This is a genomic window from Sphingobacterium sp. UBA3549, from assembly GCF_002376635.1.
Taxonomy (GTDB): Bacteria; Bacteroidota; Bacteroidia; order Sphingobacteriales; family Sphingobacteriaceae; genus Sphingobacterium.
On record NZ_DFOE01000028.1, the window covers coordinates 175,810 to 193,939 of the forward strand.

At 41.8% G+C, this 18,130-nt stretch carries 13 protein-coding genes; 8 read left to right on the forward strand and 5 right to left on the reverse strand.

Annotated features, from left to right (window positions below; genetic code table 11):
- Nucleotides 1–95: 95 nt before the first annotated feature.
- On the forward strand, nucleotides 96–2,429 hold the full coding sequence (locus tag B2W36_RS14250; protein WP_293888283.1) for a mechanosensitive ion channel domain-containing protein: 2,334 nt from the start codon (nucleotides 96–98) through the stop codon (nucleotides 2,427–2,429).
- A gap of 54 nt (nucleotides 2,430–2,483) precedes the next feature.
- Here B2W36_RS14250 and B2W36_RS14255 read toward each other — a convergent pair whose 3' ends face one another.
- On the reverse strand, nucleotides 2,484–3,317 hold the full coding sequence (locus B2W36_RS14255) for an AraC family transcriptional regulator (RefSeq protein WP_293888285.1): 834 nt from the start codon (nucleotides 3,315–3,317) through the stop codon (nucleotides 2,484–2,486).
- A gap of 107 nt (nucleotides 3,318–3,424) precedes the next feature.
- Between B2W36_RS14255 and B2W36_RS14260 the strand changes: the two genes are divergently transcribed.
- Nucleotides 3,425–4,339: an AEC family transporter gene (locus B2W36_RS14260; protein ID WP_293880943.1), complete on the forward strand. Its 915-nt coding sequence runs from the start codon at nucleotides 3,425–3,427 to the stop codon at nucleotides 4,337–4,339.
- 60 nt (nucleotides 4,340–4,399) lie between these two features.
- Here B2W36_RS14260 and purL read toward each other — a convergent pair whose 3' ends face one another.
- On the reverse strand, nucleotides 4,400–8,131 hold the full coding sequence (purL, locus tag B2W36_RS14265) for a phosphoribosylformylglycinamidine synthase (RefSeq protein WP_293888287.1): 3,732 nt from the start codon (nucleotides 8,129–8,131) through the stop codon (nucleotides 4,400–4,402).
- Between the two features lie 196 nt (nucleotides 8,132–8,327).
- Between purL and pheT the strand changes: the two genes are divergently transcribed.
- From pheT to rny, 4 genes are all read left to right on the forward strand, one after another.
- A complete protein-coding gene (gene pheT, locus B2W36_RS14270; RefSeq protein WP_293888289.1) occupies nucleotides 8,328–10,724 on the forward strand; it encodes a phenylalanine--tRNA ligase subunit beta in 2,397 nt (798 codons plus the stop codon).
- 40 nt (nucleotides 10,725–10,764) lie between these two features.
- Entirely contained in the window at nucleotides 10,765–11,070 is a 306-nt protein-coding gene (locus tag B2W36_RS14275; protein ID WP_209575649.1) for a hypothetical protein, read from the forward strand.
- A 58-nt stretch (nucleotides 11,071–11,128) separates the two neighbouring features.
- Entirely contained in the window at nucleotides 11,129–11,419 is a 291-nt protein-coding gene (locus B2W36_RS14280) for a cell division protein ZapA (protein ID WP_046675831.1), read from the forward strand.
- Between the two features lie 365 nt (nucleotides 11,420–11,784).
- On the forward strand, nucleotides 11,785–13,338 hold the full coding sequence (rny, locus tag B2W36_RS14285) for a ribonuclease Y (protein ID WP_209575647.1): 1,554 nt from the start codon (nucleotides 11,785–11,787) through the stop codon (nucleotides 13,336–13,338).
- Between the two features lie 58 nt (nucleotides 13,339–13,396).
- Here rny and B2W36_RS14290 read toward each other — a convergent pair whose 3' ends face one another.
- Nucleotides 13,397–14,047, reverse strand: coding sequence for an HAD-IA family hydrolase (locus B2W36_RS14290; protein ID WP_293888291.1), 651 nt, complete (start codon nucleotides 14,045–14,047; stop codon nucleotides 13,397–13,399).
- Between the two features lie 141 nt (nucleotides 14,048–14,188).
- Here B2W36_RS14290 and B2W36_RS14295 point away from each other — a divergent pair, with 141 nt between their 5' ends.
- On the forward strand, nucleotides 14,189–14,716 hold the full coding sequence (locus B2W36_RS14295) for an Mpo1-like protein (protein WP_209575643.1): 528 nt from the start codon (nucleotides 14,189–14,191) through the stop codon (nucleotides 14,714–14,716).
- A 141-nt stretch (nucleotides 14,717–14,857) separates the two neighbouring features.
- Here the strand turns inward: B2W36_RS14295 and B2W36_RS14300 are convergent, their stop codons facing one another.
- Both B2W36_RS14300 and B2W36_RS14305 read right to left on the reverse strand, forming a co-directional pair.
- A complete protein-coding gene (locus tag B2W36_RS14300) occupies nucleotides 14,858–16,183 on the reverse strand; it encodes an ABC transporter permease (protein ID WP_293888293.1) in 1,326 nt (441 codons plus the stop codon).
- The gene (locus B2W36_RS14305; RefSeq protein ID WP_293880917.1) at nucleotides 16,176–17,111 is read right to left on the reverse strand and encodes an ABC transporter ATP-binding protein; all 936 of its coding nucleotides are present in this window, start codon (nucleotides 17,109–17,111) and stop codon (nucleotides 16,176–16,178) included. Before B2W36_RS14305 ends, B2W36_RS14300 begins: the two co-directional genes overlap by 8 nt.
- A 373-nt stretch (nucleotides 17,112–17,484) precedes the next feature.
- Here B2W36_RS14305 and yihA point away from each other — a divergent pair, with 373 nt between their 5' ends.
- Complete coding sequence (gene yihA / locus B2W36_RS14310; RefSeq protein WP_209575637.1) at nucleotides 17,485–18,126, forward strand: ribosome biogenesis GTP-binding protein YihA/YsxC; 642 nt, start codon at nucleotides 17,485–17,487, stop codon at nucleotides 18,124–18,126.
- The last annotated feature ends 4 nt before the right edge of the window (nucleotides 18,127–18,130 follow it).

The following is an 18,130-nucleotide window of genomic DNA, read 5'->3' on the forward strand; positions in this document are numbered from 1 at the left end:
AAAAGGAACGCCGGTCCTTTTCTGGATTTTTTAGCTGGTTGGGGGGCTCTCGGCTTGTAGATCGGAGCGGAAAAAAGGGTAATAAAATAAGCAGTATGAAATTGGGGATTTTTAAGCATTTAGTTTTTGTTTTCAGCCTTTTGGCTTGCCAGTTGCAGGTCTCTGCGCAAGATTCAGTTCAAGTAAGGAGAATTTTGAGCATTGATCGGACGTCGCATGCCAACCTGAATAGACGGGCCAGTTCCGATTCAACCCGTGTCGGAAACGATTCTTTGCGGAATGACCTGAAGAAGGTTAATCTGACTTTTTTATCCAACATCCGCACATCGTCGCTAGCCGAATTTGTTGCGCAATTGAATGAAAAGTCCAACGCTTATTTGGGCACGAATGCGAGATCAGCGAAAGATAGTATTGCTGCAATAAAAAATAGTATTCAGGAAGAGATCCGACAGCTTAAGTCCATTAAAGGGAGTATCAGTAATTATTCAAACAGCCTCAACGCTACGCAAGATCAAATCAGAAACCTGATCAGCCAATACGATATCAATGCCAACAACCATAGCCGTGCATACCAGTACCTCGATAACGCGCAGGTTAAACTTGAGGCTAAGATGGACTCCCTAGAGCTGATCAATCGGACCATCGATGAACTGATCGTCAAGAATCAGCGGCATTTGGTTCGGTTAGACGACGTACATGCGTTAAAAAGCGATAGTAAGAAGGTAGATACCGTAGCAGGTAAGCGTTCAATCTGGAAAGCCAATACGACAGCAATTTCAAAGGATGTGCTACTGAATAATATCCGTACAAATTACAGTAACAATAAATCGATCGACAAATACGTCAATCGGACAGACTGGGCAAGCCGTATCCTGCTCATTATACTGGGCTTGGGATATTGCTATTGGATAGCACGGGTGTCCTATATTCTAAGACAACATGATCCTGAACATCAACTTGCTATTGACGCTATTGTCGGGAAGACAATCATTTTTCTACTGACTTTATTGCCTTTTGTAAACTTCTTTACGCCGAGTTTTATTTTGCAGGCTTCCCAGTTGATCATCATGTTGATCTTTATGTTTTTACTAAGACATCGTATGACGGGGGTGCAGCGTAAAATAGCCATTATTCTCATTGTATTCTATGTACTTGATATTTTTGTCAATATAATCGTAAGTGACGATCTCTTCCCGAGGATCATTTGCATTGTTTTTAATCTGATTGCCCTTGGGCTCGTCAGTTATACAAAACGACGCATAAAAAATGCGCAAAGTCCGGGATACATCAGCAATTTTATCTATGTCATTTTCGCTATTTTAAATATTACGGCAATAACATTGAATGTCATTGGTCATGTCGAGCACTCTCGGAGTTTCAGTATAGCGTGTGCCGTCGGTTTGGTGCAGTCGTTTACATTGCAATACTTCGCAGACATGATTAAGGCTGATGTGCGTAATCAGTTTAAAAAAGATCGCCTCACGTTGGGGTTCTGGATGCGGTTCAATGAGCAGCGCACATTGGGGATCATCACCCAGTTTCTTCGGGTCGTTTGTATACTTTTAGCAATCATCGTGCTGGCCAATAATCTGCAGTTTATTGAAACATTACTGGCCGTTAGTGAAGTCTTTTTTGGTAAAGTGCGCAGTATTGGTAGCATATCGTTCACACTGGGTAATCTTGTAGTGGCTATCTTACTGCTTTTGGTGGCGCAGTGGTTCCAAAAAAATATCAGTTTAATCGTACTTGGAGGCGAAGACGGCCAACTTAGCCAGGCCTATAATCAGAAGATGACGCTATTTCCGCTATTTCGGTTGGCAATTATTCTGATTGGTTTTTTTATGGCGGTTTCTGCATTGGGCATGAGTTTGGATAAACTGACCGTTGTGATTGGAGCGCTGAGTGTTGGTATCGGTCTGGGGTTGCAGAATATCATCAATAATTTTGTGTCAGGTATTATTTTGGTTTTCGACAAGCCGTTTCGGGTGGGGGATCAAATTGAGCTTGCCGATAAAAAAGGACGTGTTAAAGAAATCGGTATACGTGCCAGCGTTTTAAAAACGGGCGATGGGGCTGATGTTATTATTCCAAATGGTGATTTGCTTTCAGGAAGGGTTGTCAACTGGACGTTATCCCAAGAATACAGCAAGACAAGTTTTGTCCTCCACATCGATCGGAAAGCAGATTTGGATCAAGCTAAACAGTGGATTAAGGATGCGATGGAAAGTAGCGCCCATTTTATCAAAGATAGAGATAGCGGCATCAGTATACAGGATATCAGTGAAGAGATGATTTATCTCAGCGTGTCCGGCTGGGTAAACTTTGCGGCCAATACCTCAGCCTTTAAAAATGATGTATTACTTATATTATACAAAAAGTTTGAAGCAGAGGGTTTGAAGTTCTACAGTGTCATGCCGCCCAAAAGCTAATCCAATCCATTGATTTTCTATTGACGGATGTATTTAATCGTGTGCTGTATAGGCTTACAATTTAATCAGCTGCGTTCGGTAGTATAACGGACTGAATCCTTTGGCACGTTTGTAGAAATGTGAAAGATGGCTCTCGTCTGTAAATCCGAGTTCTGCAGCAATTTGCTTCAGTGTGTAAGCCTTGGATTTCAGTCGATTTTCGATGAGTTCGATCCGGTAGGTATTGATATATGACCTTAAGCTCGTGCCAAAGTTTTTCTTAAAATAGATACCAAAATAGGATGGAGCGATATTGAATTTCTGAGCCAGGATACTGACTTTGAGTTTTTCGGGTGAAAAGATATAGCGATGGATGTAGGCCGAAATTGATCGATCAATATATAATTCAGGCTGCTGGGGCAAACGCTGTGCCTCCGATATCTCTTTATAAAGCCCAAATATGGCAACGAGTTGGTCAAATAGCCAGTCAGCATGCTGATTGATGGCCATATCAGCATATAGTCGGACAGCTTCCAGCACATGGGAAAAAATCAGACGATAATGTTCGCCAATATTCAATTTGCGCTCCTTGAGGCCTTTATCGTTCATCAGCTCCATGATCCAGGAATAGAGCTTTTGGTTCCGTTTGTTCTGCAGGAAATAACCGTCTGTAAACAAAATAAATAAGAAATGTGTCTTTTTCTCAATTTTAAAATAATGCATGTCTGCTGGACTAATCAAGAAGATATCGCCACGTTCATAATTCAGTTCAAATTTGTTAATCACATGCGTTCCTCTACCCGAACGAATATAAACGAGCTCATAATAATTCTGCTGATGCGGTGGCAGGTGGAAGCTATCCTCAACAAATTCACTGATCCGTAGCGGTTCAAACTGTTTTTTACGCATTACTTTTCGGTTTGTACATCCCTAAATATACATAAAAATAATGTATTTATACATGTTTTTGCCTGTTGTACTATTGCACCTTTGTGTCGGATAAAACGGTATAAAACATGGTTAATTTTATAATGATTGCATTTTGCATCGCGGCCGGCATGTTGTTGCGGAGAACAAATTTAATTCATTCCGAAGCACATAAGGGCATCAATACCTGGATTCTTTATTTTGCACTGCCAGCAGTATCTTTTAAATATATTCCAAAGATCGTATGGTCTTCACAATTGCTGTTTCCTGTATTTTCGGCCATACTCGTTTGGGCAGGTAGCTGGTTATTTATGGAGGTATACTGTAAACGTAAAAATTATAAGCAACGTTCGCGCAGCAGTTTGGAATTGGCGGCGGGATATAGTAACACTTCTTTTATCGGTTTCCCGCTGATTATTGCTTATTTTGGTGAGGCACACTTACCCATAGCGATTATTTGCGACCAAACGACCTTTATTCTGCTCTCCACAGCAGGAATTATCAATGCGCTGAAAGCGAATGTACATGAGGGCGAGACAATTGATGTGAAATTTATGCTGCGAAAGCTGCTTAGCTTTCCGCCTTTAATCGGTTGCACTGCCGCCTTGCTGCTATCTCAATTTGTTGATCTGTCCGTTGCCGAGCCTTTTTTCGATAAGCTCGTTGCCACAGTGGGACCTTTGGCACTATTCTCTATTGGGTTGCAGCTTAAGTTTGATGGCTGGAAGCAGCAGGCCTCGCAAATTAGCACAGCAATGATCTATAAACTGATTTTAGCACCCCTGCTTGTCTGTATATTTGCTTTATTGTTGGGTGTAAAGGGTTCCATTGCAAGGATCAGCATTTTTGAAGCAGCCATGCCAACTTTGGTAACTTCAGGTATTATTGCCGAGCAATATCATTTAAATACGAAACTGGTCAACCTGGTCATTGGCTTTAGTATCGTCGCCGGATTGCTGACCACCTTATGCTGGGATTTTGCCATTCGGATATTGTTTCCCTAATTGACAAGGTGAATAAAAAGAAAAAACTCCTTCATGTATGGAAGGAGTTTTTTCTTTTTACTATTTGCTATGTGTGTCAATCCATTGGCGCGCATTGACAAATGCTTCAATCCAAGGAGAAACTTCATCTTGGCGTCCTTTGGGGTAATTTGCCCAATGCCATTGGAAAATCGAGCGTTCGATATGTGGCATAGTAGCCAAGTGGCGACCGGTTTTATCACAGATCATTGCGGTATTATAATCTGAACCATTTGGGTTGTGCGGATAGTGTTCATATCCATATTTTGCGACAATATTGTATTGGTCTTCAGCATATGGAAGGTTGAATTTTCCCTCACCATGTGAGATCCAGACACCCAAAGTACTTCCGGCTAACGTCGATAACATCACAGAATTGTTCTCTTGCACTTTTACGGAAACGAAGTTTGACTCATGTTTTCCTGAGGTGTTGTGCAGCATTTTTCCATGTACTTCGTGCTCAGGATTGATCATTTCGAGTTCCATAAATAATTGGCAACCGTTGCATATACCAACAGAGAGCGTGTCTGGGCGAGCAAAGAAATCTGTTAGCGCTTTTTTCGCTTTCTCATTGTAGAGGAAGGCTCCGGCCCAGCCTTTTGCTGATCCAAGTACATCGGAGTTAGAGAAACCACCTACTGCACCGATAAACTGTATATCCTCCAATGTCTCCCGTCCAGTTATCAAATCTGTCATGTGGACATCCTTCACGTCAAAGCCGGCCAAAAACATGGCATTAGCCATTTCACGTTCTGAATTCGAACCTTTTTCACGAAGAATGGCAGCTTTTGGACGTACCTTAGTACTGTCGATCACTGGTTTCTTACCATTGAATTGGCTTGGAAAAGAAAAAGTTAAAGGCTGGTTTTTATAGTTGTCAAAGCGTTGTTGTGCCGTTCCATTTTTAGATTGCTTTGAATCCAAAAGGAATGATGTCGTAAACCATACATCACGGGTCGCTGCGACATCAAAGCTAAAAGAAGCCTCTTGATTTTTAACTGTTACCGTATTTCCTTCGATCACCTGGCCAATTTTTACAGCATCAACACCTGCATCCTGCATACTGGCTTCGAAGGCCGCATCGTCTTTCGCTTGCAATACCAGTGCGATATTTTCATTAAAAAACGCTTTTACGGTATCCGATTCATTTAACGCCGAAAGGTCATAGTTGGCAGCAAGGTTGGTGTCAGCAAAGGTCATTTCCAATAAGGTGGTAATCAAGCCACCCGATCCGACGTCGTGACCAGCTTCGATCTGTCCTTCTTGAATTAATTGCTGTATGGTATTAAAAGCTGTTTTAAAATAAGCAGGATTCTGAATGGTCTGTACTTCAGTACCTAATTTATTGATGATTTGCGCAAATGACGAACCGCCTAATTTGAACTGATCTTTTGATAAGTTGATGTAATAGATCGATCCAGCCGTTTTGTTCAGTACAGGTTCAACCACTTTGGTGATATCCGTACAATTTCCGGCGGCAGAAATGATCAATGTGCCTGGAGCAATGACGTTTTCGCCGTTTGGATATTTTTGCTTCATGGACAAGGAATCTTTTCCCGTCGGGATATTAATTCCCAATGCGATGGCAAATTCCGAGCAGGCTTTAACAGCTTGGTATAAGCGGGCGTCTTCACCTTCATTATTGGCTGCCCACATCCAGTTGGCCGATAGGGAGATTCCTGCGAGGCCATTTTTGATCGGAGCAAATACGATGTTGGAAAGCGATTCGGCAATAGCCGTTCGGCTTGCCGCAGCGGGATCCACTAAGGCAGCAATAGGGGAGTGACCTATTGTTGTCGCAATACCTTCTTTACCTTTATAGTCAAGTGCCATCACTCCGACGTTGTTCAACGGCAATTGCAATGGACCAGCACATTGTTGTTTGGCAACACGGCCTCCAACACAACGGTCTACTTTATTGGTTAACCAATCTTTGGAAGCAACAGCTTCCAATTGCAATACTTGGTTTAAGTAGCTTGGAATGTTGGCTGCATCATAAGCAAGGTCAGCGTAGTTACGAACTACGGTTTTATCGCGCATAAAAGTTTTTGGCGATGAGCCAAAGAAATCTTCGAGCGCATAATCCATTGGTTTTTCACCCGTACTTTTTGATTCGAAAGTAAAGCGGTGGTCGCCAGTAACATCACCTACGGTGTACATTGGTGCACGTTCGCGATCGGCAACACGTTTTAAGGTGTCAATATCATCTTTAGCGATCACAAGCCCCATACGTTCTTGCGATTCATTACCGATAATTTCTTTTGCGGATAGTGTCGGGTCGCCTACAGGAAGTGCATCCAGATCAATTAAACCGCCGGTCTCTTCAACAAGTTCAGAAAGGCAGTTTAAGTGGCCACCTGCACCATGATCGTGGATAGAGACAATGGGGTTATGATCAGACTCCACTAATCCACGAACAGCATTCGCTGCACGTTTTTGCATTTCGGGATTGGAACGCTGAATGGCATTAAGCTCAATTCCAGAACCAAATGCCCCTGTGTCTGCAGAAGATACAGCAGCTCCACCCATTCCGATGCGGTAATTTTCACCACCCAGGATAACGACTTTATCACCGGTTTTCGGTGTATGTTTTTTCGCTTGATCCAGTTTTCCATAGCCAACTCCGCCGGCCTGCATAATGACTTTGTCGTAACCAAGTTTACGGCCATCCTCTTCATGCTCGAAGGTCAATACAGAACCCGTAATTAGGGGCTGACCAAACTTATTACCGAAGTCAGAAGCACCATTGGATGCTTTGATCAGGATGTCAACTGGGGTTTGGTACAACCATTGACGCTCTTGCATCGCATTTTCCCATGGACGCGTCTTGTTGAGTTCTTCTGCTGGCGCAGTTAAAGTTCCTGCCTGAAGATCCAATTTATTTTGTTCCAATCGCGAATAAGCAGTCATGTATACGGCTGTACCCGCCAATGGAATTGCACCTTGGCCGCCCGCCATACGATCCCGGATTTCGCCACCCGATCCTGTTGCTGCACCAGAAAATGGCTCTACTGTAGTTGGGAAATTATGCGTTTCAGCTTTAACAGATAAAACCGAATCAAAAGGTTTTTCTTCGTAAAAATCAGGTTTGTCGGCAGATTTAGGGGCAAATTGTGTCACACGTGGACCTTTAACAAAAGCAACGTTATCTTTATACGCCGAAACAATCTCGTTGGGATTGGTCTCAGACGTCTTTTTGATCATTTTAAACAGGGAAGTCGGTTGTTCTTCGCCATCAATGATAAAGGTACCATTGAAAATCTTATGTCTACAGTGTTCTGAATTGGCTTGTGAAAAGGCGAATACTTCAGAATCTGTGAGCAAGCGACCTAACTTGGCCGAAAGTTGATTAAGGTAATCAACCTCTTCTGCATTGAGCGCTAGTCCTTCAGCTTTATTGTAGGCATCGATGTCTTCGATTTCCACTATCGGTTCTGGCGTGATGTTAACAGTATACATATCCTGCGTCAGCATGCTGAATTTTTGGGAAATCATTGGATCGAAGTCATTGAAATCTTCTGACACCGGCTGAAATTCTTCAATGCGAACAATGCCGTCAATACCCATGTTCTGTGTGATTTCTACAGCATTGGTACTCCAAGGAGTAACCATCGCAGCACGGGGTCCTACAAAGTAATGGTTAAGGTTTTGGTCGTCTAGTTTTTTGGCGTTGCCGAATAGCCAGTTGAGTTTAGTAATGTCTTCTTGTGATAAAGAGTTTACGCTTTGAACACCATATATAGTGTTCGATGGGTTCTCAAAGAAATGAATCATTATAAATGTTTGTTTTGAACGTTCTTCAAATTAAAGCACAAAGTTACATATTATTTTGGTGGAAATGATTGAATTTTGATTAAAAAATAGGTGTATATTTCCCCTGTTACGTCGGGTTATAAATTCGTTTAACGGTAAATTGACGTTGGATATAAACGCAAATTTATCTAAGTTTGTGGATCAAATCAAATTCGAGATGAATATTTCATATAATTGGTTAAAACAACATGTTAATATAGATTCAACTCCGGAAGAACTCTCTTTAATCTTGACAAATACAGGATTGGAAGTAGAGGCTTTGGACGTTGTACAGAGTATCCCCGGTGGATTAGATGGCTTGGTGGTTGGTGAAGTGAAAACTTGTGAACAGCATCCTAACGCAGATAAATTGCGCGTAACTACGGTTGATGTCGGTGGGCCGGACTTGTTGCACATTGTGTGTGGCGCTCCAAACTGCCGTACAGGCTTGAAAGTTATTGTTGCGACGGTAGGGACTACGTGTCATCCATTGACAGGGGAGCCTTTTAAAATAACTAAATCCAAAATTCGTGGCGAAGTTTCCGAAGGTATGTTGTGCGGGGAAGATGAAATTGGTTTAGGTACATCCCATGCAGGAATTGTGGAGTTGCCGGCTGAAGTGGCTGTAGGAACTTTGGTGAAAGAACACTTCAATGTTCAGGATGATTACCGTTACGAAATTGGTTTAACACCAAATCGTGCAGACGCAGCTTCGCATTTGGGGGTTGCCAGGGACATTGCTGCACATTTCCGTACGCAAGTTTTAAAGGCAGATGTTTCTGCATTCGAGGCCGGAGAGGCTGAGGGAACGACAGTCGTCGTGGCAGATGCGCAGGCCTGCCCGCGTTACAGCGGTATTAATATTACTGGTGTTCGCGTTGGCGAATCTCCAGATTGGTTGAAAGAGAAATTAAACGTGATCGGTGTACGTCCGATCAATACTATCGTCGACGTAACGAATTATATCCTGCACGACTTAGGGCAGCCACTTCACGCTTTTGATGCCGATAAAATTGCAGGGAATAAAGTTCTTGTTCGCCAGGCGACGGAAGGTGAAAAATTTGTTACGCTTGACGGTGTTGAACGGATCTTATCTGCTGAGGATTTAGTGATCGCGGATACGGAAAAACCGATGTGTATTTCCGGTGTTTTTGGCGGCGCATATTCGGGTGTGAGTGCAGAAACAACGACTATATTTTTGGAGTCTGCATATTTCAATGCTGTTTCTGTACGGAAGACCGCTAAAAGGCATGGCCTAAAGACAGATTCGTCGTTCCGTTTCGAACGCGGTACTGATCCGAATATTACGGTTGAGGCGTTGAAACGTGCGGCATTATTGATTCAGGAAATCGCGGGTGGAACAATTTCATCGACGCTCAAAGATGAGTACCCCGTCGAGATCAAACCGTTTTCGTTCCACGTCAGCTATGCAAACGTGATTCGTTTGATCGGACAGGAGATTCCAACGCAAGAAATTAAATCCATTATTGTTGCACTTGGCATTGAGGTAGCTGCTGAAACGGAAGAGGGCCTTGATGTGCTGGTACCTGCTTATCGTGTTGACGTAACACGTGAAGTGGATGTTGTCGAAGAGGTATTACGGATTTATGGCTATAATAATATTGCGTTGAAGTCGCAAATTAAGGCCTCTTTGAATACGGTTGAAAAGCCGGATAAGGAAGTTGTCTTAAATCAATTGGCCGATCTGCTCATCGCCAATGGATTTCGTGAGATCCTATCTAATTCATTGACGAAGCTAGATTATGTTGATGATAGCGATACAGCGGTTAAGTTGTATAATCCATTGAGTTCGGATTTGGACACGATGCGTCAAAATATGGTTTTTTCGATGTTGAATGCGATTGAATATAACCAGAAGCGCAGAAATTTTGATCTAAAATTCTTTGAGTTCGGTAAGACCTATGCATTGGATGGTGAAGGTTATAAAGAAACACAGCACCTTGTTTTTGCGATGGCAGGCAAAAATGAGCCAGAGCAATGGAATAGCAAGAAAGATGCAGTCAATTTCTATCATCTGAAAGCAGCCGTAGATACCCTTGTCAAACGGCTGAAAATAGAAGGTGTTCAAATGCAAGATACATCGAGTGCGCATTTTGCGTATGGCTTAAACTATATGAAAGGCCAGAAATGTCTGGTTTCTTTTGGTGCGGTAGCCCAGCGCGATTTGAAAAAAGCCGATGTAGAGGGGCAGGTGTTCTTTGCTGACTTTGATTGGGATGTTTTAATGAAAATAATCCGTAAAAATAGTATTCAATATAAGGAAGTTTCTAAATTCCCTGCTGTACGTCGAGATTTGTCACTTTTGATTGATGAGAATGTGAGTTTTGATAAGCTACAATTTGTTGCTCAGAAGACCGAACGCAAGCTTTTAAAGCATGTAAATGTGTTTGATGTGTATAAAGGTGACAAAATTCCGGAAGGGAAAAAGTCTTATGCTCTGAGCTTTATCTTACAGGATGAAGAAAAAACACTCAATGATAAGCAAATTGATGCGATAGTTCAAAAATTAATTGTTAATTTTGAGAAGGAACTAGGCGCGGAAGTGCGTGGTTAATGCGAGATACAACATTAATTGGTAATATTCAATTTATAATATGGCAACATTGTCTTCACAAATGAATCTGATCGTTGAGAAAACGAAAAATTTAATTCAATTGTGCGAAGTCTTGCAAGAAGAAAATGATTTGCTTAAATTAGAGGTACAATCTTTAAAAGTAGCTTTCGATGCGAGCAACGATAAGAGCAAGCAGTTGGAAGAGAAGGTTAAAGCACTGGCAGTGGCCCGTACTTTAGATTCAGAAACGGATAAAGATGCAATTAATGAAAAAATACTTGACACAAAACAAAAAATTAACGATTTTGTGCGGGAAATAGACAAGTGTATTAGTTTGCTGAAGTAGTAAGGATACGTGAAGTCGGATTCATTCAAACGAATACAACGTTAAAAAGCTCAAAGAAATGGGAGAGATTTCCATAAAAATAAATATCGCAGATCGTGTTTACCCGCTTCGTGTGGAGAGCGCGGAAGAGGAAGTAATTCGACATGCTGCGAAATTGATAAATGAAAAAGTAAAGGAATTGCAGGAAAACTATACTGTGCGAGATAAGCAGGATTTGTTGTCCATGTGTGTATTGCAATTTGCGACGCGTATGCTCAATGCCGAACGACAGTCCCAAAATCACGAAGTGGGTTTGGAAAATTCAGTACAGGAACTTGATCAGTTGTTGACGGATTTCTTTAAAAAATAAATTTACGTTCTTTATATTTAGAGCTTAAACGACGAATTTGCCGCAATTAAATTCGGGTTGTCACTATTTTAAACTTAACGCTTCAATATTACAGGCGCAAAAAGATATAGGCCATTTTGCGAAAGCCATCTGGGTCACAATCTAAGCCTAATTATGTAATCTCGAAGTTTAATAATACATGATACCTGTTTAAATTTAATTGCGGTTTTTTTTTGTCATGAAATCCTCCGGAGCGCATGGAGCTCGTAGTCTATTGGCTACATCGACCTTACGGATTGAAAAGGGCAATTGACGATTTTAGGGGAATTGAAACACAAATTAGGATATAATTAATAAAAACAAATAAATAATACAATTATACATACATGGACATCGCAATTTATAGCATAATTTCTCTGATTGTTGGTGTTGTTATAGGTCGTTATCTATTGGTTCTGTTGTTTAAAAAACAAGAACAGGAAGCCAAAGATAAGGTAAATAGCATACTGAAAGATGCAGAGCAGGAAGGGGAACTCATCAAAAAGAAACGCCTGTTGGAGGCTAAAGAGAAGTTCCTTCAATTAAAATCTGAACATGAAAAGGAAGTCAACCAACGTAACAATGCCATCAACCAAAAGGAAAATACGTTGAGACAAAAAGAGCAGTCAATTAACCAAAAACTGGAAAACATCAACCGCGATAAGCAAGAGGTGGATACAAAGAAAAAGCAATTGGATAAGTTGGTTGAGTTGAATGAAAAGAAATCCGAAGAAGTAGAGTCCTTAAAATTACAACAGATTAAGCAACTGGAGAGCATCGCTGGCGTAACTGCCGACGAAGCAAGAAATCAATTGGTAGATTCTTTACGTGAAGAAGCACGTTCACAAGCAATGATTCAAATCAAGGATATAGTGGATGAGGCAAAACTGACGGCGACAAAAGAGGCTAAAAAGGTTGTAATCCAAACGATCCAACGGACCGCTACTGAATCGGCAATCGAAAATACCGTTTCAATTTTCAATATCGAAAACGACGAAATCAAAGGCCGTATTATTGGTCGCGAGGGGCGTAATATTCGTGCGCTGGAAGCTGCAACAGGAGTTGAAATCATCGTAGATGATACCCCCGAAGCCATTATCCTCTCTGGTTTTGATCCGGTACGCCGCGAAATTGCGCGTCTGGCTTTACACCGTTTGGTAACCGACGGTCGTATTCACCCAGCCCGAATTGAAGAAGTGGTCGCAAAAACACGGACACAAATTGAAGATGAGATCGTCGAAATTGGCGAACGTACAGCGATTGATTTGGGAATACATGGTTTGCACCCCGAATTGATCCGTATGGTAGGACGTATGCGTTACCGTTCGTCTTACGGACAGAATCTTTTACAACACTCTCGTGAAGTGGCTAATTTTGCGGCAACAATGGCTGCAGAGCTTGGACTGAATGTTAAGCACGCAAAGCGCGCAGGTTTACTACATGATATCGGTAAAGTGCCTGATGATAATCCTGAGTTGCCACACGCTATTTTGGGGATGCAACTTGCTGAGAAATACAAAGAACATCCTGATGTATGTAATGCCATCGGCGCTCACCACGATGAGATCGAAATGACCGCCTTAATATCTCCGATTGTTCAGGCCTGTGATGCGATTTCTGGGGCACGTCCGGGTGCACGCCGCGAGGTGGTAGAAAGCTATATTAAGCGGCTGAAAGAGCTGGAAGATCTGGCGCTATCTTACCCTGGTGTTGAAAAAACTTTTGCGATACAAGCTGGACGTGAGCTTCGTGTGATCGTGGAAAGTGAGAGAGTATCTGATGCGCAATCGGAAATATTGGCCGCGGATATTTCCAACCGTATCCAAACGGAAATGACTTATCCGGGACAAATTAAAGTAACTGTTATCCGCGAGACGAGATCGGTGTCTTACGCAAAATAGACCATTCAAGCGCAACACGAATAAAAAAGCTCCAATCAGCAGATTGGAGCTTTTTTTATTATCCGAAAAATTCAATTAAATCTGCTACACTATGCAACAAGTAGGCGGGCGACTCCTGTTCGATTTCCATCCGGCTACCATAGCCATACAGCACTCCGATCGCATCCATTCCCGTCTCACGGGCGCCAATCAGGTCATGTTTACGATCGCCGATCATGATGCAGTGCTGGGGATCGGAAAGCGCACTGTTTTCCATCACATATTGAATGACGCTGGTCTTTGTCGGTCTGGAATCATCCAAAGCACTTCCGCCTGCAAAATCAAAATATTGATCGATTGCAAAATGACTCAATATTTTTCGGGCGAATATTTCAGGTTTCGATGTGGCTAGGTAGACGTGGTAATCTTTTGATTTTAGCTTTTCCAAAAGTTCGGGTATCCGATCGAACAGTATATTCTCATATAATCCTATTGTTGAAAAGCGTTCCCGATATTTGTCGACACAGCTGATCGCTTCGTTTTCCTCAAACCCAAAAGTATGCATAAAGGAATCTTTAAGCGGCGGGCCGATCAACGGTTTGAGACTGTTGAGGTCTGCTGTCTGGATTCCTTTCGATTCCAGCGCATAAGCAATACATTTGGTGATACCTTCTGCGGGGTCGGTGAGTGTTCCGTCAAGATCGAATAAGATATGTTTGTAAGACTTCATGCTGCAATATTACGGAATAGTATAGGAGTAAGCGAGTCTGTAGGGCACGAAAGTATTTAATGACTTATGGCAGACCTAAAAATAGCGAATATTATTAGGGTACAGGGCCAAGGCATGCGCAATATTTGTTAAATTTGCCGAATGAAACAAAAGAAGAAAGTGCAAGAAGCCGAACCTTTACGCCCCGTAGACAAGTATTTTGCGGAGCTGGATGCTAATTTTCAGGATCCGACCAACCGTCTGATTCAGGCCATCTTTTTACCGTTATTATTTTTTGGTATCATGGGTGCGATCTGGATGATTCCATTTCCGCAATTCGAGTTCCTGGTTAAACTTAATTGGCATACTTTTTTAAACTGGGGCTCTTTCTTCATTGCTATTGTCATTTATTATTATTTAAAGCTGTCGGCAACCTTATCGTATGCGATATTATTCACAATAGGGGCTATGAGCTACTTTATCGTACAATTGGAGCATGTGCAGCGGGATGGTGGCCCAGCGGTCATTTGGGTGTGTCTTGGCATCGCACTAATTTCTATTATAGCCTTATTTCTCGGAAAGGGGAAGGAGAAAAGGGATATAACCGGGCAGCAGTTTCTCCAATTTCTATTGGTTGGACCGATTTGGCTTTGGCATTTTGTATTTAAAAAATTGAAATTAAGATACTAGTTGAACGATCCTGAGGTGCTGATCTTGCGCAATAGGATTAAAACCTAATGCGCCAAAGCCCAAAAAAGCCAANNTTGGCTTTTTTGGGCTTTGGCGATGTCTGTATCGCATTTATCACGATGTAGCTGCTGCTGTCCGCAGCTAACTTTTGTAATTAAACCATTTGATAATTTCCTTTAGATTTGCCTTCTTACCATAGATCAGGATGCCTACGCGGTAGACCCGTGCAGCAACCCAGGTGACCAATAGGAAGGTTACTATGAGGAGCGCCAATGAAGTGAGGATCTGCCACAAAGGGACACCGAAAGGTATGCGTACCAGCATGGCAATAGGTGAGGTGAACGGAATAAAGCTCAACCACGTTGCAATTGGACCATTGGGGTCATTGATAATAACGCCGAAAGAAAGGATGTAGGTTAATAACAACGGCATGGTAATGGGCATGGAGAATTGATTGGCTTCGGTTTCATTATCGACAGCAGAACCGGCGGCTGCGAAAATTGCACTGTACAATAGATAACCAGCGATAAAAAATAGAAAGAAGAAAATGATAACTTCGGTAAAGTTGAAGCTTTGTATTGAACTAAGGATAGCAGCTGATCCATTTTGCGCCATTGCTTTTGATACCGTGCTCATGTTACCTCCACCAGGCTGGCTCGCTGCTACTTCCTGCATGTCATGAGGATTGACGAATAAGATCGTTGCAGTAATAAATAGGCCACCCGTAAGCAACAGCCACATGACAAATTGTGTCAGGCCAACCATACCGATCCCGACAATTTTGCCCATCATGAGCTGAAAGGGTTTGACAGAGGAAATAATAACTTCGATGATGCGACTGCTTTTCTCTTCGATAATGCCCCGCATTACCTGCGCTCCATATAGAAATAATGATAGATAGACTAAGATGGCCAAAGCAACGCCCAGCCCCATTGCGATGGCGGTATTGCTGTTCTTTTCTTCACCGTCGGCTGTTATTTCTTTGGCATCAATGGCCACTTTGGGTTTAATCGATTGGATGATAGTTAGGTCGATACCCTTGGCTTTGTACTCCTTTTCGCGGATGATTTCTTCTAGTTGCTCAGTAATAATCTCCTGTGTGACAAAACTGGTCTTTCCGCTCGTAATAAGCTCCGCTTTTTGGCTGGATAAAATGTCTTTGGGAATATAAAGAATCGACTGTTTTGCTTCACTTTTGGCAAGCTGTGCTTTTTGTGCTTGGAGACCTAGTGTGCTAACTGTATAACTTACATTTTTATTACTTTGGAGTTTGCTTGCAAAGTCGCCTTGTTCATCTAAGACAAAGACTTCGGTATGCGAATCTTTAAAGCTCTTTTTGGTGAGATAAAACATGCCTGCATATAGGGCGAAGAAAAACAGTGGCACGGCAAAGGTCATGACAATAAAGGATTTTTTCTTGACTCTAGACAGGTACTCTCTTTGGATAATAAGTAATATTTTATGCATGACTGTTGGCTATAGGTGAGGCTTGTGTAACTTTTTGAATGAAAATATCGGCCATGGAGGGGACGATTTCTATCAGTTGATTGAGCTGTATTTGCGGTATTAAATGCATTAAGACTTCATTGATATGGATATTGTTATTTAGCTGAATTGTAGTGAAGTATGTTTTATCTATCATTTTTGTCTCGATGACTTCAAACTGGGTGTTATGGGATAGAAGAAAATTATCTTCGGTTGTTGTATATTCTAGTTTATAGGTTTGATTACGGTATTCTTTTTTAATGGCTTGTACAGCACCATCCAATATTTTCTTTGATCGGTTGATCAGCGCAATATTATCACAGAGTTCTTCAACGGTTTCCATTCGGTGGGTAGAGAAGATGATGGTTGCACCTTCTTGATTCAAACGGAGAATCTGCTCTTTTATGATATTGGCATTGACAGGGTCGAATCCCGAAAAGGGTTCATCCAGGATGATCAATTGCGGTTGATGAATGACTGTAGCAACAAATTGTACTTTTTGCTGCATTCCCTTACTAAGGTCTTCTATTTTTTTGTCCCACCAGGATGTGATGTCTAAGCGTTCGCACCAATCTTGAATGCGCTGTAGTGCTTCTTTCTTGGAAAGCCCTTTCAGCTGTGCCAAATACAGCATTTGATCGCCAATTTTCATTTTTTTGTATAACCCGCGCTCTTCTGGTAAATAGCCGATTTGAGCAATGTGCTTAGGTCCTAAAATCTCGCCATTAAACAAGATTTCGCCAGAATCGGGGGCTGTAATTTGGTTGATAATACGGATTAGGGACGTTTTTCCGGCACCGTTCGGCCCTAGTAATCCAAAAATTTTCCCCTTGGGAATTTGAATGGAAACATCGTCCAATGCCCGGTGATTGGCGTAATCTTTAGTAACATGATTGATTTCGAGTAACATCTATTGAAGGTTTAATTTTAATTTTTATGTTGAGTTTGTTAAAGCTATTCTATCGCTCAATGACTGCTGTCTATTGATAGGTTAGTATCATTTACCAGTGAATTGTTACAGCACCGCTGAAAAATTTGTTTTGAGTGCTATTTCAATCGTACTGTTGCAACGGCTTCTGGTATTGGTATGATGGCAAATATTCTACCAACGATAGGGCAGCTTCAGCGCTGGCGTACTCATTTTGACAGTTGCTAGAATGGAAAGTTAGAAATAATTGCGCACATTTTGATCCTCATCTTATAAAATGGGACATAAAGCTTTTTTATGGAATAGAAGCTGCACAAATCTTGTCAAAGGGATTGATTTAACGTACCTTTGCTCCATGGAAGTGAAAAAAGCCGAATTCGTGTGTAGTAACACGAGAGTTGACAAATTACCAGCACCAACTTTGCCGGAGTATGCTTTTATCGGACGTTCGAATGTCGGTAAATCATCATTGATTAATGCGATGACCAACAAAAAAGGACTTGCCAAAACCTCTCAAAAGCCAGGTAAGACCCAGTTGATCAATCATTTTATCATCGACGACACGTGGTATCTGGTGGATTTGCCAGGATATGGTTTTGCCAAAGCCTCAAAGACAAGTCGTAATGAATGGGAAAAGTTCATCCGCAGATACCTTACTCACCGGGATAATTTGCAATGCGTTTTCGTGTTGGTGGATAGCCGGCTTGAACCACAAAAGATCGACCTGGATTTCTGCTATTGGCTCGGAGAATGCGGGTTGCCTTTTATGTTGGTTTTTACAAAAGCCGACAAGCAATCGGCTGTCAAATCTGATGCTAATGTTGCGAAGTTTAAAAAATCATTGCTACAATGGTTTGAAGAGGTACCACAGATTTTCCTTACCTCGGCGGAAAAGAAAATGGGGCATGAGCCTATTTTAGATACTATTGCTGAAGTTAACAGCCGATTTGTTCGCCCTGAGCTGGATGGAAACGAACAGTTTCAGCCTAGATTTTAAGTTC

What these genes read in the sequence shown, in the direction of transcription:
- B2W36_RS14250 (WP_293888283.1), top strand. Translation starts at nt 96, where the DNA reads ATGAAATTGGGGATTTTTAAGCATTTAGTTTTTGTTTTCAGCCTTTTG.
- B2W36_RS14255 (WP_293888285.1), bottom strand. Translation starts at nt 3,317, where the DNA reads ATGCGTAAAAAACAGTTTGAACCGCTACGGATCAGTGAATTTGTTGAG.
- B2W36_RS14260 (WP_293880943.1), top strand. Translation starts at nt 3,425, where the DNA reads ATGGTTAATTTTATAATGATTGCATTTTGCATCGCGGCCGGCATGTTG.
- purL (WP_293888287.1), bottom strand. Translation starts at nt 8,131, where the DNA reads ATGATTCATTTCTTTGAGAACCCATCGAACACTATATATGGTGTTCAA.
- pheT (WP_293888289.1), top strand. Translation starts at nt 8,328, where the DNA reads ATGAATATTTCATATAATTGGTTAAAACAACATGTTAATATAGATTCA.
- B2W36_RS14275 (WP_209575649.1), top strand. Translation starts at nt 10,765, where the DNA reads ATGGCAACATTGTCTTCACAAATGAATCTGATCGTTGAGAAAACGAAA.
- B2W36_RS14280 (WP_046675831.1), top strand. Translation starts at nt 11,129, where the DNA reads ATGGGAGAGATTTCCATAAAAATAAATATCGCAGATCGTGTTTACCCG.
- rny (WP_209575647.1), top strand. Translation starts at nt 11,785, where the DNA reads ATGGACATCGCAATTTATAGCATAATTTCTCTGATTGTTGGTGTTGTT.
- B2W36_RS14290 (WP_293888291.1), bottom strand. Translation starts at nt 14,047, where the DNA reads ATGAAGTCTTACAAACATATCTTATTCGATCTTGACGGAACACTCACC.
- B2W36_RS14295 (WP_209575643.1), top strand. Translation starts at nt 14,189, where the DNA reads ATGAAACAAAAGAAGAAAGTGCAAGAAGCCGAACCTTTACGCCCCGTA.
- B2W36_RS14300 (WP_293888293.1), bottom strand. Translation starts at nt 16,183, where the DNA reads ATGCATAAAATATTACTTATTATCCAAAGAGAGTACCTGTCTAGAGTC.
- B2W36_RS14305 (WP_293880917.1), bottom strand. Translation starts at nt 17,111, where the DNA reads ATGTTACTCGAAATCAATCATGTTACTAAAGATTACGCCAATCACCGG.
- yihA (WP_209575637.1), top strand. Translation starts at nt 17,485, where the DNA reads ATGGAAGTGAAAAAAGCCGAATTCGTGTGTAGTAACACGAGAGTTGAC.